Origin of the sequence: Paenibacillus kyungheensis (assembly GCF_028606985.1) — a bacterium.
In the GTDB taxonomy this organism is placed as follows: Bacteria; Bacillota; Bacilli; order Paenibacillales; family Paenibacillaceae; genus Saccharibacillus; species Saccharibacillus kyungheensis.
The window spans coordinates 4,027,499-4,046,953 of the sequence record NZ_CP117416.1 but is presented as its reverse complement, the minus strand read 5'-3'; the positions used below and the strand labels follow the sequence as shown (position 1 = coordinate 4,046,953).

Sequence of the window (19,455 nt, the reverse complement as noted above, 5' to 3'; positions counted from 1 at the left end):
TCTTCAATAAGAAGGGCTTTTTTTCTATGTCTATTCATCTTCCTCATAGTGATTACAATCACTACCTTGAATATATGCACATGTTACGATTCATTTGAGAATAATTCTCAATAAACAGAATGATAGCCAAGCATGATCGATAAGGAAGGATTGAACTATAATGAGTGAACTGATCAACAACCGGGAACATCGGAGTCCCTTAGAGGATACACGTCAACAGATACTAAAAGAAATTATTAAAGAACTGCATCAAGGTAAAAGTACTGAAGAAGTGAAAGCCCGATTTACAGAAGCAGTAGGTGATATTACGGTCGAAGAAATTTCTAGCTTGGAACAATCATTAATGGAAGATGAAGGCATTCCTGTGGAAGAAGTGCAACGGTTATGTAGTGTACATGCAGCGATCTTCAAAGGATCGATTCAAGATATTCATCGTGTTCACAGACCAGAAGAACAACCCGGACATCCTGTTTATCTATTAAAAAAAAGAAAATGCAGAATTAGAACGGTTATTGCATTTCTCTATCAGTCTGCATCTAGATCAATTTCGCAAATCAGATGCCGAGCATAACCGTCTCAAATTATTAGAAGATTTGAGCTTATTGTATGATGTAGATAAGCATTATAGCCGTAAAGAAAATTTAATTTTTCCATTTTTAGAAAAGTACGGCATTTTCGGGCCGACCAAAGTAATGTGGGGTGTCGATGATGCGATTCGTGGAGCGATCAAACAAGCCAAACGGTTGTTAACGACTTATCAAGGCAATGCTGATGAAGTGATTGCTTGTATAGAGCAAGTCAGCCGCGAAGTTAGCGAAATGATTTTTAAAGAAGAACATATTTTATTGCCGATGGCATTGGACAAATTAACAGAAGATGAGTGGGTATCAATCGCTCGTGAAAGTGATCAGATTGGATTTTGCTTAATAGAATCGGATTCGCAATGGAATCCTGATCGCCAGCCAGTACCTCTAGCTTCTACAGAAGAACATTCAGGTTATATTCATTTACCAACAGGTATACTTTCGGTACAACAGCTTGAACTGATGATGAATCATTTACCTGTAGATCTTACATTTATAGACGAAAATGATGTAGTTCGTTATTTCTCTCATGGCAAAGAACGGATCTTTGCACGAACCAAAGCAGTGATCGGCCGCACGGTACAAAATTGTCATCCTCCACAAAGTGTACATGTAGTTGAAGAACTTTTACGAGATTTTAAAGCAGGGATTAAAGATATCGAAGATTTCTGGATTCCTTTAAAAGATCAATTTATTTATATCCGTTATTTTGCTATTCGTGATGAAGCAGGCACCTATATGGGGACATTAGAATTCACCCAAAATATCAAACCTATTCAAGCGCTAGAAGGAGAGAAACGCATTTTATCCTAATCATATATGTATGAAGGATATAATAAAAAAGAACAGTACTACGATAAAAACAAAAAAAAGAAGTATTCTATAATGAAATAGAATACTTCTTTTTGGTACGTCCCAGGAGGGATTCGAACCCCCGACCGACGCCTTAGAAGGGCGTTGCTCTATCCAGCTGAGCTACTGAGACAAATAAAATATGCGTTTGAAGCGCAACAAAAATATTATAGCATAACATAAATAGGTAAGACAACACTTTTTTTAGATTGTAAAATAACGTAATGCAACGAGGGAAGAACGATTACATACTTTTTGAAGCAGGGACAAGCTATGTTATAATCATAAAATCGTAACGCTTATATTGATATTTTCGTAATATTAAATATACAGTTAGCATTGAAATGTAGGAGGTGCTATTATAACGGACTCAACGAATTCACATACAGAATCATCTGGAAATGTTATTTTGTTTCCCAAAACGTTAGATTTTTATCAGATCGAATTAACAAATATGTTAGAAACCGAACGTTATGGCGAAGCGATGGCTTTGCTTGATTTTTTACTGCATTGTCAGGGACAAAGCGACCAGCAAATCGAAGAGTGGGAATCGCTATTAGGTTGGTTACGGATGAGCTTTCCAGAAGCAGCGATCCAAAATAGTTCTTTGGATCAACAAGAAGAGGAAGAGAACCATCCAGATAGTGATACGATGATGCGAGATCGTATCAAAGGGAAACAATCAGCAGATCATTCGTATGAATCCCAACTACTGGAGACAGCCATGCAACAGCCTGTCACCGAGCGCACGTTGTTAGCGCTTGAACAGCTATCTTATTTGGATCAGCCAAAGATTGATGACGAGTTGATTGAATGGTTGCAGACAGGTAAGCAACATCCTTTGATTCAATTCCGTATTTTGCAAACGTTGCGTAGACGTGGGCATTTGGGTAATGTAAGCTTTGAACGTGATCATGAATGGATTGAAGTCGAAGTGGAAAATGTTCCGTTAGAACCTGCTGAGTTTCCTTTACCGGTTATTCAGATTTTGGAACGTGTCGCTGATAAGACGGAAAGTGATGCACCGAACTTATTTTACTTTGCTCAAGAATTATGGTCACAGTTTATGATGGGCATATACGGTACATCTAATTATCAGTTGATCGCAAGAGGCGACGATGCTGAACTTGATATTTGGGCAGCGGCTCTTCATCAGACCGTTTCTGAGACATTAGAAGGTAGCAAGGAAGAAGAAAGTATCCGTTTACTATACGGGGTAACAGATAATATTCGCTTCCGCTATGAGCAAGCTTATCGCGCTATGCACCAATTTGTGTCAGGACAATTGCCACGTTCTTGATCTAAGAACAGAGAGTCCAGACCATCAAAGGAATCAAGCTTGAAAAACCATCGATAGTTGTATATACTATAATGGTTATTCTGTACGTGAAATTAACATTTATACAATGTGAAATATTTTTTGGAGGGGAATACTTGAAATGACAGCAAAATGGGAAAAAACAGAAAAGAACCTTGGGGTTCTTGAGGTAGAAGTAGGTGCAGAGCGTGTAAGCGCGGCACTTGATAAAGCATTCACTACAGTAGTTAAAAAAACCAGCATCCCTGGTTTCCGCAAAGGTAAAGTGCCTCGGTCTATTTTTGAAGCACGCTTTGGCGTAGAAAGTCTTTATAACGATGCAATCGATATCTTGCTTCCAGAAGCTTACTCTGAAGCTGTTGACGAAGCAGATATTTTCCCTGTGGATCGTCCTGAAATCGAAATCGAGCAATTCGCAAAAGGCGAAACTTTCAAATTTAAAGCTAAAGTTACTGTAAAACCTGAAGTTAAATTGGGCGAATACAAAGGACTAGAAGTACCAGTTGCTAAAGCTGAAGTTAGCGAAGAAGACGTGAACGAAGAATTGACACGTTTGCAACAACGTCATGCTGAATTGTCTGTACTTGAAGAAGGCGCTGCTGAAAATGGAGACGTTGTTGTTATCGACTTCGACGGTTCTGTAGATGGCGTTCAATTCGAAGGTGGACAAGCAGAGCGTTATTCTCTTGAATTGGGTTCTAACTCCTTTATTCCAGGATTTGAAGAGCAAGTAGTTGGTATGGCTACTGGTGACTTCAAAGACGTAAGTGTAACTTTCCCAGACAGCTACCATGCGGTAGAACTTGCTGGTAAAGATGCAGTATTCAAAGTAAAAGTTCACGAAATCAAACGCAAAAATCTTCCTGAATTGGACGATGAGTTTGCTAAAGACGTAAGTGAATTTGATACACTTGATGAGTTCAAAGCAGATTTGAAATCTCAAATCGCTACTCGTAAAGAAAACGAAGTAAAAGCAGCAAAAGAATCAGCAGCAGTAGAAAAAGCAGCTGAAAATGCTGAAGTAGAAATTCCAGAAGCGATGATCAGCTCCGAAACAGAAAACATGGTTCGTGATTTTGACAACCGTCTTCGTCAACAAGGTATGAACCTTGAAATGTACACAGGATTCTCTGGTCAAACAACAGATGATCTTAAAGAGCAAATGAAAGAAGAAGCTTCCAAACGCGTTCGTAACAACCTAGTGTTGGAACAAATCGCTAAAGAAGAAAATATCGAAGTTTCTGAAGAAGAAGTAACTGCGGAATTGGAAAAAATGGCTGGACAATTCCAACGTGATGCTGAAGAAGTTCGTAACATTCTTGCTGCGAATGGTTCTCTTGCAAGTCTTTCTGACGAAATCAAATTGCGCAAAACAATCGAAATCTTGGTAGACAACAGCAAAGAAGTTGAGCCTGTAGCTGCTGAGAAAGCTGAGTAATTTTTAACTTTATATGAACGTTGCAAATATTTGCAACCTTTTCAGATAAGGCACGTATACATTTGCGTGCCTTATTTTTACCTATTTATAGATAAAATGATTAGCACTGAAAAAATGACATGAGACCTTGTACATGTTAAAATGGTTCTGTGTCATTATTTCTATGCATTTTTATATGCCCTATATTTTATGACAAAGAAAAGAGGTTGGTCTTATGAGTCTAGTACCTATGGTTGTCGAACAAACCAGTAGAGGTGAACGATCTTACGATATTTATTCAAGATTGCTCAAAGACCGTATCGTGTTTCTGAGCACGGCGATTGATGATGATGTAGCCAATCTCATTATTGCACAACTATTGTTTTTAGCTGCGGAAGATCCAGAGAAAGACATTCATCTATACATCAACTCTCCTGGTGGTTCTGTCACAGCAGGGATGGGTATATACGATACAATGCAATTCATTAAGCCAGATGTATCCACGATCTGTATCGGTATGGCTGCAAGTATGGGTTCACTGTTGTTAACAGCAGGTGCACCAGGTAAACGTTATGCATTGCCGAACAGTGAAGTGATGATTCATCAACCGCTTGGTGGTATTAGCGGACAAGCATCAGATATGAAAATCCATGCTGAATGGATTATCAAAACACGTCAAAAATTGAACCAAATTTATGTAGAACGTACGGGGCAATCTTTAGACAAGATTGAAAAAGATACCGATCGCGATTATTTCTTAGAAGCTGAGGAAGCGAAAGCTTACGGAATTATAGATCAAATTCTCACTCGTCCGATCACAAGCTAAAGAGGGGTGCTTACATGTTTAAATTTAATGATGAAAAAGGACAGCTTAAATGTTCTTTTTGCGGAAAATCTCAAGATCAGGTCCGTAAGCTTGTAGCAGGTCCTGGTGTTTATATATGTGACGAATGTATCGAACTTTGCACAGAGATCGTAGAAGAGGAATTGGGACATGAAGAAGAGTTAGATCTTAAAGATATCCCAAAACCACAAGAAATCCGTGCGATTTTGGATCAATACGTTATCGGACAAGATCAAGCAAAAAAATCATTGTCTGTAGCTGTATATAATCACTACAAACGTGTAAATTCACAAAGTAAAATTGAAGATGTAGAATTGCAAAAAAGTAACATTATGCTTGTAGGACCAACAGGTTCTGGTAAAACGTTACTTGCGCAAACAATGGCTCGTATTTTGAACGTACCATTCGCGATTGCAGATGCAACTTCTTTAACAGAAGCTGGTTATGTAGGGGAAGATGTTGAAAATATCTTGCTGAAACTGATCCAAGCTGCTGATTATGATGTAGAAAAAGCAGAACGCGGTATTATTTATATCGATGAAATTGATAAAGTAGCTCGTAAATCTGAAAATCCTTCAATCACTCGTGATGTATCCGGTGAAGGTGTTCAGCAAGCATTGCTGAAAATCCTTGAAGGTACGGTTGCTTCTGTTCCACCACAAGGCGGACGTAAGCATCCTCATCAAGAATTTATTCAAATCGATACCACTAACATCTTATTTATCGTAGGTGGTGCTTTTGACGGTCTTGAGCAATATATCAAACGCCGGATCGGTAAAAAAGTAATCGGTTTTAACTCTAACAATGAAGGTCAAAAAGAATTGAAAGCAGGCGAATACCTAAGTATGGTATTGCCAGAAGATTTGCTTAAATTCGGTTTGATTCCTGAATTTGTAGGACGTCTACCAGTTATTTCTGCTCTAGAACCACTAGATGAAGAAACATTGGTACGCATTTTGTCTGAACCTAAAAATGCATTGGTAAAACAATATTCCAAAATGTTGGAAATGGACAATGTAGAATTAGTATTTGAACAAGGTGCACTTGAAGCGATCTCCCGTGAAGCGATCAAACGTAACACTGGTGCTCGTGGACTTCGTGCCATCATCGAAAGCATTATGCTTGATGTGATGTATGAAGTACCGTCTCGTGATGATGTAACCAAATGTGTGATTACTCAGCAAGTTGTTGAGGATAAAGTGGTTCCTGAGTTACAGACAGGCAAAGATAAAAAGCAAGAAGAAAGTGCATAATAACTTAACGATCAATGGTTGAGTATGCGTTTCTTCTATGATGTTCATAGATAACGCGCCGGCCTTTTTCCTTTGCAGGATGAAGGCTGGTTTGCGATTAAGCCCACATGTAAGGGAGCAAAAAAAATGTTTTTGAGAGAAAACACAAGACCGGTCAAAGTCGGAGATTTGACAATTGGCGGCAGTAATGAAGTTCTGATTCAAAGTATGTGTACCACCAAAACAGCAGATGTAGAAGCGACTGTAGCTGAAATACTACGTCTGGAAGAAGCAGGTTGTCAGTTGGTTCGTGTAACAGTCAACAACGAAGAAGCAGCAGCAGCAATCAAAGAGATCAAAAAACGCATTCATATCCCTCTTGTAGCGGATATTCATTTCAATCATAAATTAGCTTTACTTGCGATTGAAAATGGAATCGACAAAGTACGTATTAATCCGGGTAATATCGGTAGACGTGATAAAGTTGAAGCTGTTGTACGTGCATGTAAAGAAAAAAATATTCCAATTCGTATCGGCGTTAATGCCGGTTCACTGGAAAATCATTTGCTTGAGAAATATGGTTACCCAACACCAGAAGCAATGGTAGAAAGTGCATTATTCCATATCGGTATTTTGGAAGAATTGGATTTCCATGATATTATCGTTTCACTTAAAGCATCTGATGTGCCTATGGCGATCGAAGCTTATAGTCAAGCAGCGAAAGTGATTCCTTATCCGCTTCATTTAGGAATTACAGAAGCAGGAACATTGAATGCAGGAACGATCAAAAGTTCTGCGGGTATTGGTGCACTTTTAGCACTAGGTATCGGTTCTACTGTTCGTATCTCATTGAGTGCCGATCCTGTAGAAGAAGTAAAAGTAGCTCGTGAACTACTCAAAACATTCGGCTTGATTACGAATGCAGCAACATTGGTATCTTGTCCGACTTGCGGACGTTTGGATATTGATCTGTTTTCGATAGCTAATGAAGTTGAAGAGTATATTTCCAAATTGAAAGTGCCGATCAAAGTATCTGTACTGGGTTGTGCGGTAAATGGACCAGGTGAAGCGAAAGAAGCCGATATCGGTATCGCTGGTGCTCGTGGAGAAGGACTTCTTTTCCGCTATGGTAAAATGATCCGTAAAGTACCAGAAGCAGATATGGTCGTAGAATTGAAAAAAGAAATCGATGCAATTGTTGTAGCGTTTGAAGCGACAGGAAAAATTCCGGGTCGTGAAGAGCGTCATGCACCTGCAACGAAGTAAATGTATAGACTAATGTAATAAAGCATACGTAAAGATACTGGTGGAGGAAGTTGCCTCAATCAGTATCTTTTTTTACATGAATTTCTGCAAAATCAGATCGGTTGGAGGATCATTGGTTTTTCAATGTGATATTTGGTAAACTAGGAATGATATAGGCAGTATGATACGCACAAGCATAGGAGGATGAAAGCGATGGGACCAAATAAAAATAAGGGGCGTCGTTTTCCTTTACTGCCTTTGAGAGGACTACTTGTCTATCCAAGTATGGTATTACATCTGGATGTAGGACGAGATAAATCTGTAAAGGCATTAGAAAAAGCGATGGTTGACGATAATTTAATTCTTCTTTGTTCGCAATCGGAAGTCAGCATCGAAGAGCCGAGCCAGGATGAGATTTTTAGAATCGGAACGGTAGCTAAAGTCAGACAAATGTTGAAGCTGCCTAATGGAACGATTCGTGTACTGGTGGAAGGTTTGGAACGTGCAGAGATTATTCAATATATTGATAATGAAGAATACTATGAAGTGCAAGCAAAAGAACTACCGGAAGAAGAAACCAATGATCCGGAAGTCAGTGCATTGATGCGGACCGTATTGACTCAGTTTGAACATTATATTAATTTGTCCAAAAAGGTAACGCCAGAGACATTAGCAGCGGTATCTGATATTGAAGAACCTGGTCGGTTGGCAGATGTGATTACCAGTCATTTGTTGATCAAAATCAAAGACAAACAAGATATTTTGGAAACGGTTGATGTTCGTGCGCGTCTGGAACGTTTGTTAGATATTTTGAATAATGAACGTGAAGTATTAGAATTGGAACGCAAAATCAATCAACGTGTCAAAAAGCAAATGGAAAAAACGCAACGTGAATATTATTTGCGTGAACAAATGAAAGCGATCCAAAAAGAACTAGGTGAAAAAGAAGGTCGAGCTGGCGAAGTCGAAGAGTTACGTCAACAATTATCCGAAATTTCGGTACCTGAAAAAGTACAAGAAAAGATCGAAAAAGAAATTGATCGTTTGGAGAAAATGCCTGCCAGTTCTGCTGAAGGTAGTGTTATTCGTAACTATGTTGACTGGTTGATCAGCTTACCGTGGTCGAAATCGACAGATGATGATCTGGATCTTCATCATGCAGAAGCGATTTTGAACGAAGATCATTATGGACTTGATAAGCCCAAAGAACGGGTGCTTGAATATTTAGCAGTACAGAAATTAGTGAAAAAGCTAAAAGGACCTATTCTTTGTCTTGTAGGGCCTCCGGGTGTTGGTAAAACGTCATTAGCACGTTCGATTGCCAAGTCTTTAGGACGCGAATTTGTTCGTATCTCACTTGGTGGTGTGCGTGACGAAGCTGAGATTCGTGGTCATCGTCGTACGTATGTAGGAGCAATGCCTGGACGTATTATTCAAGGGATGAAAACAGCAGGTTCGACCAATCCTGTATTCCTAATGGATGAGATCGACAAAATGGCTTCTGATTTCCGTGGAGATCCTTCAGCGGCATTGTTGGAAGTGCTTGATCCCGAGCAAAACAATACGTTTAGTGACCATTTTGTTGAAGTGCCGTTTGATTTATCGAACGTTATGTTTGTGACAACAGCAAATAGTGTGCAAAGTATTCCTCGTCCGTTATTAGATCGGATGGAGATGCTTTCTATTCCTGGATATACTGAACTTGAGAAAATGCAGATCGCTAAGCAGTATCTATTGCCTAAGCAGACCGAAGAACATGGTCTAACTCCTGAGCAATTAGAAATTGGCGAAGATGCACTGCTACGTATGATTCGTGAGTATACACGTGAATCGGGTGTGCGTAATTTAGAACAGCAAGTAGCTGCACTTTGTCGTAAAGCAGCCAAAGCAATCGTCTCTGATAATTTAGAAAAAGTATCTATTGAACCGGATCAAATCAAAGATTATCTAGGTGTACCTAAATTCCGTTATGGTCTGATTGAAAAAGAAGATCAAGTCGGTAGTGTCACTGGACTTGCTTGGACAGAAGTAGGCGGAGAAACGCTAACGATTGAAGTCACCGTTGTACCGGGTAGTGGTAAATTAATGCTAACAGGTAAATTAGGCGATGTGATGAAAGAATCAGCACAAGCTGCATTCAGTTACACACGTTCCAAAGCCAAAGACCTGCATATTGCAGACGATTTCCATGAGAAAAATGATATCCATATTCATATTCCAGAAGGCGCTATCCCTAAAGACGGTCCTTCTGCCGGTATTACGATTGCAACTGCACTAATCTCGGCTCTAACCGGTCGCCCTGTATCTAAAGAAGTCGCCATGACAGGTGAAATCACACTGCGTGGACGTGTACTCCCTATCGGTGGTCTCAAAGAAAAAACTTTAGCTGCTCACCGTGCAGGCTACAAAAAAATCCTACTTCCAATGGATAACGAACGCGACTTACGTGACATTCCAGAAAGCGTAAGAAACGATCTTACCTTTGTGCCTGTATCTCATATGGATCAGGTGCTAGAAGAAGCTCTTATCGCTCCCAAAGAAACACCTGAAACGATCCAACCTTTAATCTAAACCACTCAACTAAATAACAACCAACCAACGGAATCGTTCTATAAGCAGTAAAATAGAGCGATTCCGTTTATTTGATGTGCTATACTATTACTAATCCGTTGTAAGGGATAGCATACCTTTTTTAGCACGTAGCGAAATAAATAGAATTATTTGATAGAAGCGAAGCGCTTGCCTTTAAGGTCGAATATCTATTGCGACCAGCAGTATTTCAAGATATTCGACCTTAACAGCGATCGACAAAATAATCTATTTATGGAGCGATTGAAGCTAATAGGTCAGCGATTCACTTTCAACTTCTAACTAAAGGGGAACTTGTAATTATGAAAGTAAATAGCGCGGAATTTATTATTAGCGCGGTGCGTCCGAACCAATACCCGGAAGATGGGTTGCCAGAGATTGCTCTAGCAGGACGATCTAATGTAGGTAAATCTTCTATGACTAACCGTTTGATTAGCCGTAAAAACCTGGCACGTACCAGTGCAACACCGGGTAAAACACAACATCTAAACTACTATATGATCAATGAATCGATGTATTTCGTCGATTTTCCTGGATATGGTTATGCCAAAGTTTCCAAAAGTCAGCGTGAAGCATGGGGTAAAATGATTGAAAAATATTTACTCGAACGCGAAACGTTACGTATGGTTGTACTGGTGATCGATCTTCGCCATCCACCTTCCAAAGACGATGTAATTATGTATGAGTGGCTTAAATACTATGAACGGGATGTCTGTATCGTTGCTACCAAAGCCGATAAGATTCCACGTAGTAAATGGGACAAGCATATCAAAATCGTTAAACATGGTTTGAGCTTTGTACCGGAAGATGATTTTGTACTGTTTTCATCTGAAACAGGATTGGGTAAAGATGAACTATGGTCCGTCATCGAACGTTATGCTTTTGCACTTCCTGAGTCAGAAGATGATGAAGAAGTAGCGCAAGTGGAGACAGAGAACGAAGATCATTCGTTAGAAATGGAAGAGTCCAAACCCCCTCAAAGCAATCAATAAAGTCACGAACAGGTCAGCAAAACGAAGAAGTTTGTATAGAAAAGTGAGTATTCAGGCCGTTCTTTAGAACTTTACGGGGATTGTTCCGTTTTTTTCTGGAATATGGTGAAAATAGTTCATCTTGATCACAAGCAAGGCGTTTCGCAGATGATGTATAATGAATATATTGGAATGTTAAAAGAATTGAGGAGATTTTTATGGCTCAGCGGTTAGCCACAGAATATATTAAAGCCAGTTTACAGTTGTCGAAAGCTCAAATGTCCCAGTTTGTCCATTATGCCGAAGATCCTCAGATCCACCATCGGGTAAAAATACTTGATAACGGAAATCAGGAAATTGTTCTCGGAGTGAAAAACGGAGAAGAAGTGCATTTACCTTTTGACCTCAGAGAAGGAAGCTATGTCTGTGAGTTATCTTTCCGCTTGGTAAATCCGCAGTTAACCAACATCATTCGCAAACTATTTGTTGCTTTCAAAGGCAACGGAGTAGTCAATCGAATCTATGATGGATTTATCATGAGATACCATTATCAACAAGGCTCTGTTCGTCAGATTGTGGAATGTATAGGCGAACAAGAGAAAATGATCTACCAACACAAACATACAGCAATAGATATGAAAAGCCAGTGGCAATCTGTATCTGTTGAGACTGATATTGAATTGGTGCGAAGTATTGTAGATCGTCTGTTGGACCAACGTTTAGCTTCACAAGGTCCGTATGAGCAGATTGATCAAGAGCTACGTATTCAATCCCAAAGATTGTTCGGTATGGAAGCTTAACTACGAATCATAGTGTCTGTTTTCCTTTTGAGGAAAGCAGGCTTTTTTATTATAAAAATATTATATTTATACATAAAAATGCATACTAAATCAGATAAAATAAACAATCTTTAAATATTTAATAAATATTGCAAAAAGGCTTGCATTTCATGTCGATAGATGTTATTTTTAATCTCGTTGAAAATAATATTAGGAACCAGGATTCACTCAGGACATAGTAATGTTGCGAGAGATAAGACCCTCGGGAAGTGAATGACGTAGGTCCTAGCGGATGAAATTTTTCAAACATTTTATTCCTAGGAAGGGGGAACCGGAAGATGGAATACTCAACTTTCGGAAGACACGTTGCTGTCGATACTTGGGGTGTAGATTTTGATATGCTGAATAATGCTGAGGTTTTGCAAGCTCATATGGTTGATGCAGCTGAAGCATGCGGAGCAACAGTAATGTCTGTTCAAGCCAAACAATTCGAACCACAAGGTGCTACAGTACTTGTTTTGTTGTCGGAGAGTCACCTCTCGATTCACACATATCCTGAGAGAGGATTCGCGGCTATTGACTGCTATACCTGCGGAGAGACCGTAGATCCACAGTTAGCTATTGACTACCTGGTATCCGTTCTGAAACCTGAAAAAACGTATGCCAAAAAATTAGTTCGCGGTTTGGGAGAACTTCAAGTGGAAACACCTGAAATCAAATCGGTTGAACTTATCAATCAATAATATAAACTTTGCTTTGTAGAAGCAAAAGATTAAAATGAAATAAGATCTAAACAATAGCCATGGGGGTTACCTATGGCTATTTCTTTTTAAGTCCATCATTTGAAGATATGAAATCATTTGATTATGGTAGGGATAAAGAAATTGTGTCTATATTCCGATGATGATTTCATAAACATTTCATAAAAACGACGAAATTCGTAATTTAGCTGTGATATAATTAACGTATTGTTAATGAACGTATAGAGATATGACTTTTAGATTAGGCAGGTGAACTTGCAATGCACATCGTTGTTGTCGGATTGAATTACCGCACAGCACCCGTTGAAGTGAGAGAACGGTTTGCTATTGCGGACGAAGATTTACCGCAGGCGCTCCGGCAGCTCAGAGAAACTAAGAGTGTGTTGGAAGGGACTATTGTAGCGACTTGCAACCGTACGGAGATTTACGTGGTATTAGATCGTCTGCATATGTGTGGACATTTTATTCGTACCTTTATGGAGCAGTGGTTCGGTATTCCCCGTCAGGAATTTACACAGCATTTATATATATATGAAGATGAACAAGCGATTAGTCATCTTTTTCGTGTAGCTTGTGGATTGGATTCGATGGTGCTGGGTGAGACTCAGATTCTGGGTCAAGTAAAGCGTTCATTCCAATGGGCGCAAGAAAATAAAGCAACAGGTACATGGTTTAATATGTTGTTTAAGCAAGCTGTGACACTGGGCAAACGGGCACATTCAGAAACAATGATCGGTGAAAGTGCAGTTTCGATCAGTTATGCAGCTGTAGAGTTAGGCAAGCGCATTTTCGGTGCTTTTCATAATAAAGTGATTATGATTCTAGGTGCTGGTAAAATGAGCGAGCTTACTGTGAAGCATCTATATGCGAACGGTGCGGCTGAAGTGATTGTAGCGAATCGTACACTTGGACGTGCTCAAGAATTGGCGCATAAGTTCAACGGTACACCGTGTACTATTGAACAAGCGATGGATCGTTTACATCAAGTAGATATTCTGATCAGTTCTACAGGAGCACAAGGATATGTACTAAATGCAGATACACTTGCTCAAAGTATGAAATTGCGTAAGTCTCGTCCTTTGTTTATGATTGATATAGCGGTTCCACGTGATATCGATCCAGCAATTGGCGATATTAGCAATGTGTTTTTATATGATATCGATGATCTAGAAGGTATTGTAGAAAGCAATATGGAAATGCGCCGAGCAGAATCGATTAAGATTGAGCGTATGATCCGCCAAGAAGTAGAATCGTTCAATCAATGGCTCAAAACATTAGGTGTACGTCCAGCAATTCGTGCTCTACAAGAACGTGGAGCAGATATTCATGCAGAGACACTGGAAAGTTTATTTAATAAATTACCAGAGTTAGATGAACGACAACGTAAAGTGATCAGTCGTCTAACCAAAAGTATCGTAAATCAAATGAATCATGAACCGATTCATCGGATTAAAGAAATGGCTGCCGAGAAAGATGGGGCTGAAGCACTTGATTTGTTCACTCGAATATTTGCTTTAGAAGATCAGCTTGAACATTCAGCAGATCAAGTCAATCAAAGCGAAGTTTCTGAAGCACAGTCGCCTGTGCAAGCTAATAAATTGGGATTAGAAGGTAGTTTTGGGTCTTTTGCTCCCGCAACCCTATAGGCAGGTGATTCGCTTTGACGCTTTTTAACCTGTTATACGATATTATTATTTATTTATACGCCCTGAGCCTTCTGTTTTATTTCTCGGATTGCATTCGTCGCAATCCGAGGGCGAAGCGGTTAGGCACAGGGTTTCTTATTTTGGTATTTGTTATTCAGATCGTCAGTATTACGATTCGAACGATAGAGGAAAAAACATTACCGTTATTTTCAACGTATGATTTTTTCTTTGTACTGACTTTTATTTTAATATTAATTTCCTTTTTTATTGAAAAGGTATTGAAGACTGATTATGCCGTATTGCTGTTAAATGTAATCGGCTTTTGTGCTATGGTGCAAAATCGACTTCATTCACCGGGTGAAGGTGTACTCCCTACAGGTTGGGATACCGTTCATGGATTATTAATTTTACATGTAATATTTGCTAATATTAGTTTTGCTGCTTATACGGTAGCTGCTGTGTTTGCTTCGATGTATCTCTTTTTACATCGCAAATTAAAACAAAAAAAATGGGATAATACAGTACGCCGTTTACCTAGCTTAGAAAGTATGGAGAAGTACACTTACACAGCGATGTTAATCGGTACACCGGTATTGATCGTTTCGTTGATTGTCGCTTTGATGTCGATTGTTGCAGAAGGAAGATATATTCTTTTGCTGGATTCCAAAGTGGTGTTTACGTTGTTAGCGTTATGTGTGTATGTCGCTTTTTTTGCTACCAAAAAAATGCGTAACTATTCAGCCAACACGATGGCACTATGGGCAATCTTAGGATATATTTTGTTTATTTTAAATTTTGTTTCTAATTCATGGTCTGCTTTTCATCAATGGGTGGGTGTATGAGTGATTCTATTCATTATCTGCCTATTATGCTGGATTGTAGAGATCAAGATTGTCTGATTGTAGGTGGCGGTAAAGTGGCTGAACGTAAAAGTATCTCTTTGCTACAAGCAGGAGCCGTACTCACGATAATCAGCCCTACTGTAACACCGAAATTGCAACAATTAGTAGATCAACAGCAGATACGCTGGCATGATCGCGAATATCAGAGTGGTGATATCGCTAATCGTGTTCTTTCCGATGAGAAACTTAGTGAATTTGGTTACAGACCTTATTTTTTGGTACATGCGGCTACATCAGTACCTGAAGTTAATAATCAAGTTGCTAATGAAGCACGTTCTTACCGCATTCCGGTAAATGTTGCTCATCAGCGTGAACAGAGTACTTTTATTAATCCAAATGTGATTCGTCGTGGACGGTTAACGATAGCTGTAGCGACTTCTGGAGCTGGACCTTTAGCAGGTCGTCAGATTGCGAAAGAAATCAATCAACATTTTGGAAATGAATATGAGATGTATATTGATTTTTTGTATCATTTACGGGAAAAGATTGCTACACAAGTCAGCGATGAATCATTACGCAAATCATTGCTACATCAAGCGATGTCGCTTTCTATTTTAGAAGATATTCGGCAGGGTGTATTTGAACCCTGGAGTGAGCAACAAATACAACACTGGATCAACCAATCAATAGAGCAATTAGACTATTGAATACAATGGGATCAGGAGATGAATATATGCGTACGATCGTAGTAGGAAGTAGACAAAGTGCTCTAGCGTTAACACAAACAGGTCATGTGATTGATGCGTTAACCGCGATTAGTGAAGAGCAAGGTCTAGAAGTACATTTTGAAATTAAAAAGATTATTACCAAAGGCGACCGGATTCTAGATGTTACTTTGTCCAAAGTCGGGGGAAAAGGTCTATTTGTTAAAGAAATTGAGCAAGCACTACTTGATGGTGAGATTGATATGGCTGTGCATAGTATGAAAGATATGCCGTCTGAATTACAAGAAGGTCTTATCAATGGTGCAATACCACCAAGAGTCGATCCTAGAGATTGCTTGATTACACGTACAGGTTGTTCGTTAGAAGAGCTTCCGCAAGGGGCTAAGCTTGGTACAAGTAGTCTTAGACGTGCAAGTCAGCTTAAATTATATCGTCCTGATCTACAAATTGAATCGATTCGAGGCAATATTGATTCTCGTTTGCGTAAGCTTGAAACCGAAGGCTTTGATGCGATTATGCTAGCGGCGGCAGGATTAGAGCGTATGGGTTGGTCGGATCGAATCACTTCCTTTTTACCGACAGACATCTGTCTGCCTGCTGTAGGACAAGGAGCACTTGGAATCGAATGTCGCGCAGATGATATCGAAATGTTGCAATTGTTGTCTTTGTATAATGACGATCTAACCGCAGTCACAGTTACAGCAGAACGTACATTTTTGGCTGAGTTAAATGGTGGTTGTCAGGTGCCTATCGGTGCATATGCAGTTCGTCTTCAAAGTTCGGATGTGCCGGAAGAGCAAAGTATTATACAATTAACAGGAATGGTTGCTACACCGGATGGCAGTATTATGCTGAAAGAAACGATGCAGGGTACAGATCCTGTAGCACTTGGTATTGCTGTAGCGGCACAACTGAAAAGTCAGGGAGCAGATCGGATACTGGCAGAAGTAAGGGGATGAGTGTATGACCGGTAAAGTGTATTTGGTGGGGGCAGGTCCTGGAGCGTTAAAGTTAATTACGCTTCGGGGCTGGGAATGCATAGGGCTTGCAGATGCGGTAGTCTATGATCGTCTAGCAAGTCCACGGTTGCTCAAGCAAGTCAAGCCAGGAGCAGAAAAAATTTATGTAGGCAAATTGCCTGATCGTCATACGATGAAGCAAGAAGAGATTAATCAGTTGCTGGTTGATCTGGCTTTACAAGGGAAAACGGTTGTCCGTCTAAAAGGTGGCGATCCGACGATTTTTGGTAGAGTAGCGGAAGAAGCTGAATTGCTACGCCAACATCAGATTCCTTATGAAATTGTACCGGGGATTAGTTCTTCGATTGCTGTGCCTGCATATGCAGGTATTCCGGTTACTCATCGTGACTTTGCTTCATCTTTATCTATTATTACAGGGCATGAGAGCCCTGATAAATTGGATCAAAGTATTCACTGGGATAAAGTGACTAACGCTACAGGAACACTTGTCTTTATGATGGGTGTTGCTAAGATTGGTTATATTAGTGAGCAATTGATAAAGCATGGACGACCGACATCTACACCTGTTGCTTTGATTCGTTGGGGAACACGAGCTGAACAAGAGACACTGGTCGGTACACTTGAAGATATCGCTGCTAAAGTAGAAGCTGCTAACTTCAGACCGCCTGCTGTCATTGTAGTCGGTGAAGTGGTGAATCAACGTGAGCATTTGAAATGGGTAGAAGATTTGCCTCTATTCGGTAAGCGTATTTTGGTAACTCGTGCACGTAGTCAGGCGAGTGAATTGGTTAATCGTATTGATGAGCTAGGCGGAGAACCGTATGAGTATCCAGTAATTGAGACAAGGCTGTCTGTAGATGAAGAAAGCACTCAAAATATCGCCAATGCTTTATCAAATTTGCCTAAATATGATTGGGTATTCTTCACCAGTGTTAATGGAGTAGAGTACTTCTTTGAACATTTGAAGCTACATGCTCAAGATATTCGAGCATTGTATCGTGCCAAAATAGTAGCTGTCGGTCCTGCTACATTAGAAGCTCTAAGATTGCATGGGATTGCTGCTATGCCCTTGCCTGAGAAATTCCAAGCAGAAGGCTTGTTAGACAGCTTAGAAGGTCAACTACAAGCCGGACAGCATGTTTTACTACCCCGTGGTGATCTAGCACGCTCATGGTTACCGGATACACTTCGAACGATGAATATAGAAGTGACCGAGATCGATACGTATGAGACAGTTATGGTCGGAGAAGATGATATTGAGTTACGTAAGTTATTAGAGGAAGAAGCGATTCATGCTGTTACATTTACCAGTTCTTCGACAGTAACTAATCTTTTAGCAGCTTTGAAAAAGATGGGCATTGAAGATCCTGTACAAGCATTGCAACATTCGATGATTGCTTGTATTGGACCGCAGACTGCTTTAACAGCAGAGCAAGCAGGCCTCAAAGTAGGATTATTGGCTGAACAAGCAACGATTGAAGGATTACTAGATGTGCTTTGTCGTTGGAATGCTGATGTATTGATAGATGTTTAAGCTATAAATTGATGATCGACATCAGATATGCCGACCTTGCAAGTGCTGGTCGGTTTTATTTATCTAGGGTAGTAAGAATATGTTGTTATTTATGATGTATACATTCAAGGAGGAATATGATTATGAGTCAACCTTTTTCACGTCACCGTCGTCTTCGCAAAACGCCTGCTATTCGTAGCATGGTAAGAGAAACGATTTTGCACAAAAGCGATTTTATTCAACCGGTATTTGTAACATACGGCACAAATGTAAAAGAAGAAATTTCGTCGATGCCTGGCGTATACAATTTCTCATTAGATACTATGCAAGCAGAAATTCAAGAAATTGCTGAATTGGGCATTCCAGCAGTCTTATTATTTGCCGTTCCTGAAGTGAAAGATAGTGTAGGTACAGGTGCTTATGCTCAAGATGGTCTGGTACAACAAGCGACTCGCTGGATTAAAGCTAATTATCCGAATCTACTAGTGGTTGCAGATACGTGTCTATGTGAATTTACCGATCATGGACATTGCGGTGTTGTGCATGCACATGAATGTGATGGTCATATTGAAGCAGAAGTCGATAACGATGAATCGTTAACATTGTTAGTCAAAACAGCAGTCTCTCAAGCAGAAGCAGGAGCAGATATTATTGCTCCTTCTAATATGATGGATGGATTTGTATATGCGATTCGTGAAGGCTTAGATGCAGCAGGATACAAAGATATTCCGATTATGTCGTATGCTGTTAAATATGCTTCAGCATTTTATGGCCCATTCCGTGAGGCTGCTCAATCTGCACCTCAATTTGGTGATCGTAAGTCTTATCAAATGGATCCTGCTAACGTACGTGAAGCATTACGGGAAGCTGAAAGTGATGTAGCCGAAGGAGCAGACATGTTGATGGTCAAACCTTCTCTTGCTTATATGGATGTATTGCGTGCTGTACGTGAGAACTTTGATCTACCATTGGTGGCTTATAACGTAAGCGGTGAGTACGCTATGGTCAAAGCTGCTGCACAAAATGGCTGGATTAATGAACGTGGGATTGTAACTGAAATGATGCTTGGCTTCAAACGTGCAGGAGCAGACATGATTATTACGTATTTCTCCAAAGATGTTGTACGTTGGTTGCGTGAAGAACAATAATTTAATCTC

At 39.8% G+C, this 19,455-nt stretch carries 15 protein-coding genes, 1 tRNA gene and 1 pseudogene; 16 read left to right on the top strand and 1 reads right to left on the bottom strand.

Features of this window, described 5'->3' with window-relative positions; genetic code table 11:
- Positions 1 to 160 precede the first annotated feature (160 nt).
- A pseudogene (locus PQ456_RS17325) lies at positions 161 to 1,397 on the top strand (DUF438 domain-containing protein).
- Between the two features lie 98 nt (positions 1,398 to 1,495).
- On the opposite strand, the gene PQ456_RS17320 reads toward PQ456_RS17325, so the two are convergent.
- Positions 1,496 to 1,569, bottom strand: a tRNA-Arg gene (locus PQ456_RS17320).
- Between the two features lie 276 nt (positions 1,570 to 1,845).
- Here PQ456_RS17320 and PQ456_RS17315 point away from each other — a divergent pair.
- The 15 genes from PQ456_RS17315 (at position 1,846) to hemB (ending at position 19,446) form a co-directional block, all read left to right on the top strand.
- Entirely contained in the window at positions 1,846 to 2,736 is an 891-nt protein-coding gene (locus PQ456_RS17315; protein ID WP_420540621.1) for a hypothetical protein, read from the top strand.
- Positions 2,737 to 2,875: 139 nt separating this feature from the next.
- Positions 2,876 to 4,192 carry a trigger factor gene (tig, locus tag PQ456_RS17310; protein ID WP_273613393.1) on the top strand — a complete coding sequence of 439 codons (1,317 nt, stop codon included), beginning with the start codon at positions 2,876 to 2,878 and terminating at the stop codon, positions 4,190 to 4,192.
- A 214-nt stretch (positions 4,193 to 4,406) separates the two neighbouring features.
- Positions 4,407 to 4,997 (top strand): ATP-dependent Clp endopeptidase proteolytic subunit ClpP, encoded by a 591-nt coding sequence (gene clpP, locus PQ456_RS17305; protein WP_069325532.1) that lies wholly within the window; start codon positions 4,407 to 4,409, stop codon positions 4,995 to 4,997.
- Between the two features lie 14 nt (positions 4,998 to 5,011).
- Positions 5,012 to 6,268 carry an ATP-dependent protease ATP-binding subunit ClpX gene (clpX, locus tag PQ456_RS17300; RefSeq protein WP_069325531.1) on the top strand — a complete coding sequence of 419 codons (1,257 nt, stop codon included), beginning with the start codon at positions 5,012 to 5,014 and terminating at the stop codon, positions 6,266 to 6,268.
- Between the two features lie 126 nt (positions 6,269 to 6,394).
- Positions 6,395 to 7,513 (top strand): flavodoxin-dependent (E)-4-hydroxy-3-methylbut-2-enyl-diphosphate synthase, encoded by a 1,119-nt coding sequence (gene ispG, locus PQ456_RS17295; protein WP_204826707.1) that lies wholly within the window; start codon positions 6,395 to 6,397, stop codon positions 7,511 to 7,513.
- A 192-nt stretch (positions 7,514 to 7,705) separates the two neighbouring features.
- Positions 7,706 to 10,063 (top strand): endopeptidase La, encoded by a 2,358-nt coding sequence (lon, locus tag PQ456_RS17290; protein ID WP_273613392.1) that lies wholly within the window; start codon positions 7,706 to 7,708, stop codon positions 10,061 to 10,063.
- A gap of 320 nt (positions 10,064 to 10,383) precedes the next feature.
- Positions 10,384 to 11,073, top strand: coding sequence for a ribosome biogenesis GTP-binding protein YihA/YsxC (gene yihA, locus PQ456_RS17285; protein WP_273613391.1), 690 nt, complete (start codon positions 10,384 to 10,386; stop codon positions 11,071 to 11,073).
- Between the two features lie 197 nt (positions 11,074 to 11,270).
- Positions 11,271 to 11,852, top strand: coding sequence for a non-ribosomal peptide synthetase module (locus tag PQ456_RS17280; protein ID WP_273613390.1), 582 nt, complete (start codon positions 11,271 to 11,273; stop codon positions 11,850 to 11,852).
- A 317-nt stretch (positions 11,853 to 12,169) separates the two neighbouring features.
- Positions 12,170 to 12,574, top strand: coding sequence for an adenosylmethionine decarboxylase (speD, locus tag PQ456_RS17275; RefSeq protein ID WP_204826703.1), 405 nt, complete (start codon positions 12,170 to 12,172; stop codon positions 12,572 to 12,574).
- A 278-nt stretch (positions 12,575 to 12,852) separates the two neighbouring features.
- Positions 12,853 to 14,238 carry a glutamyl-tRNA reductase gene (gene hemA / locus PQ456_RS17270; protein WP_273613389.1) on the top strand — a complete coding sequence of 462 codons (1,386 nt, stop codon included), beginning with the start codon at positions 12,853 to 12,855 and terminating at the stop codon, positions 14,236 to 14,238.
- 140 nt (positions 14,239 to 14,378) lie between these two features.
- Entirely contained in the window at positions 14,379 to 15,080 is a 702-nt protein-coding gene (gene ccsA / locus PQ456_RS17265; RefSeq protein WP_273613388.1) for a cytochrome c biogenesis protein CcsA, read from the top strand.
- Positions 15,077 to 15,787 carry a precorrin-2 dehydrogenase/sirohydrochlorin ferrochelatase family protein gene (locus tag PQ456_RS17260; protein ID WP_273613387.1) on the top strand — a complete coding sequence of 237 codons (711 nt, stop codon included), beginning with the start codon at positions 15,077 to 15,079 and terminating at the stop codon, positions 15,785 to 15,787. The genes ccsA and PQ456_RS17260 overlap by 4 nt, the downstream gene beginning before the upstream one ends.
- 26 nt (positions 15,788 to 15,813) lie before the next feature.
- Positions 15,814 to 16,764 (top strand): hydroxymethylbilane synthase, encoded by a 951-nt coding sequence (gene hemC, locus PQ456_RS17255; protein ID WP_273613386.1) that lies wholly within the window; start codon positions 15,814 to 15,816, stop codon positions 16,762 to 16,764.
- A 4-nt stretch (positions 16,765 to 16,768) separates the two neighbouring features.
- Positions 16,769 to 18,319: a uroporphyrinogen-III C-methyltransferase gene (gene cobA / locus PQ456_RS17250; RefSeq protein WP_273613385.1), complete on the top strand. Its 1,551-nt coding sequence runs from the start codon at positions 16,769 to 16,771 to the stop codon at positions 18,317 to 18,319.
- Positions 18,320 to 18,441: 122 nt separating this feature from the next.
- Entirely contained in the window at positions 18,442 to 19,446 is a 1,005-nt protein-coding gene (hemB, locus tag PQ456_RS17245) for a porphobilinogen synthase (RefSeq protein WP_273613384.1), read from the top strand.
- Positions 19,447 to 19,455 lie beyond the last annotated feature (9 nt).

Coding starts and splice junctions, on each gene's coding strand:
- PQ456_RS17260 (WP_273613387.1), top strand. CDS start 15,077: ATGAGTGATTCTATTCATTATCTGCCTATTATGCTGGATTGTAGAGAT.
- lon (WP_273613392.1), top strand. CDS start 7,706: ATGGGACCAAATAAAAATAAGGGGCGTCGTTTTCCTTTACTGCCTTTG.
- yihA (WP_273613391.1), top strand. CDS start 10,384: ATGAAAGTAAATAGCGCGGAATTTATTATTAGCGCGGTGCGTCCGAAC.
- clpX (WP_069325531.1), top strand. CDS start 5,012: ATGTTTAAATTTAATGATGAAAAAGGACAGCTTAAATGTTCTTTTTGC.
- hemB (WP_273613384.1), top strand. CDS start 18,442: ATGAGTCAACCTTTTTCACGTCACCGTCGTCTTCGCAAAACGCCTGCT.
- cobA (WP_273613385.1), top strand. CDS start 16,769: ATGACCGGTAAAGTGTATTTGGTGGGGGCAGGTCCTGGAGCGTTAAAG.
- hemA (WP_273613389.1), top strand. CDS start 12,853: ATGCACATCGTTGTTGTCGGATTGAATTACCGCACAGCACCCGTTGAA.
- tig (WP_273613393.1), top strand. CDS start 2,876: ATGACAGCAAAATGGGAAAAAACAGAAAAGAACCTTGGGGTTCTTGAG.
- hemC (WP_273613386.1), top strand. CDS start 15,814: ATGCGTACGATCGTAGTAGGAAGTAGACAAAGTGCTCTAGCGTTAACA.
- speD (WP_204826703.1), top strand. CDS start 12,170: ATGGAATACTCAACTTTCGGAAGACACGTTGCTGTCGATACTTGGGGT.
- PQ456_RS17280 (WP_273613390.1), top strand. CDS start 11,271: ATGGCTCAGCGGTTAGCCACAGAATATATTAAAGCCAGTTTACAGTTG.
- ispG (WP_204826707.1), top strand. CDS start 6,395: ATGTTTTTGAGAGAAAACACAAGACCGGTCAAAGTCGGAGATTTGACA.
- clpP (WP_069325532.1), top strand. CDS start 4,407: ATGAGTCTAGTACCTATGGTTGTCGAACAAACCAGTAGAGGTGAACGA.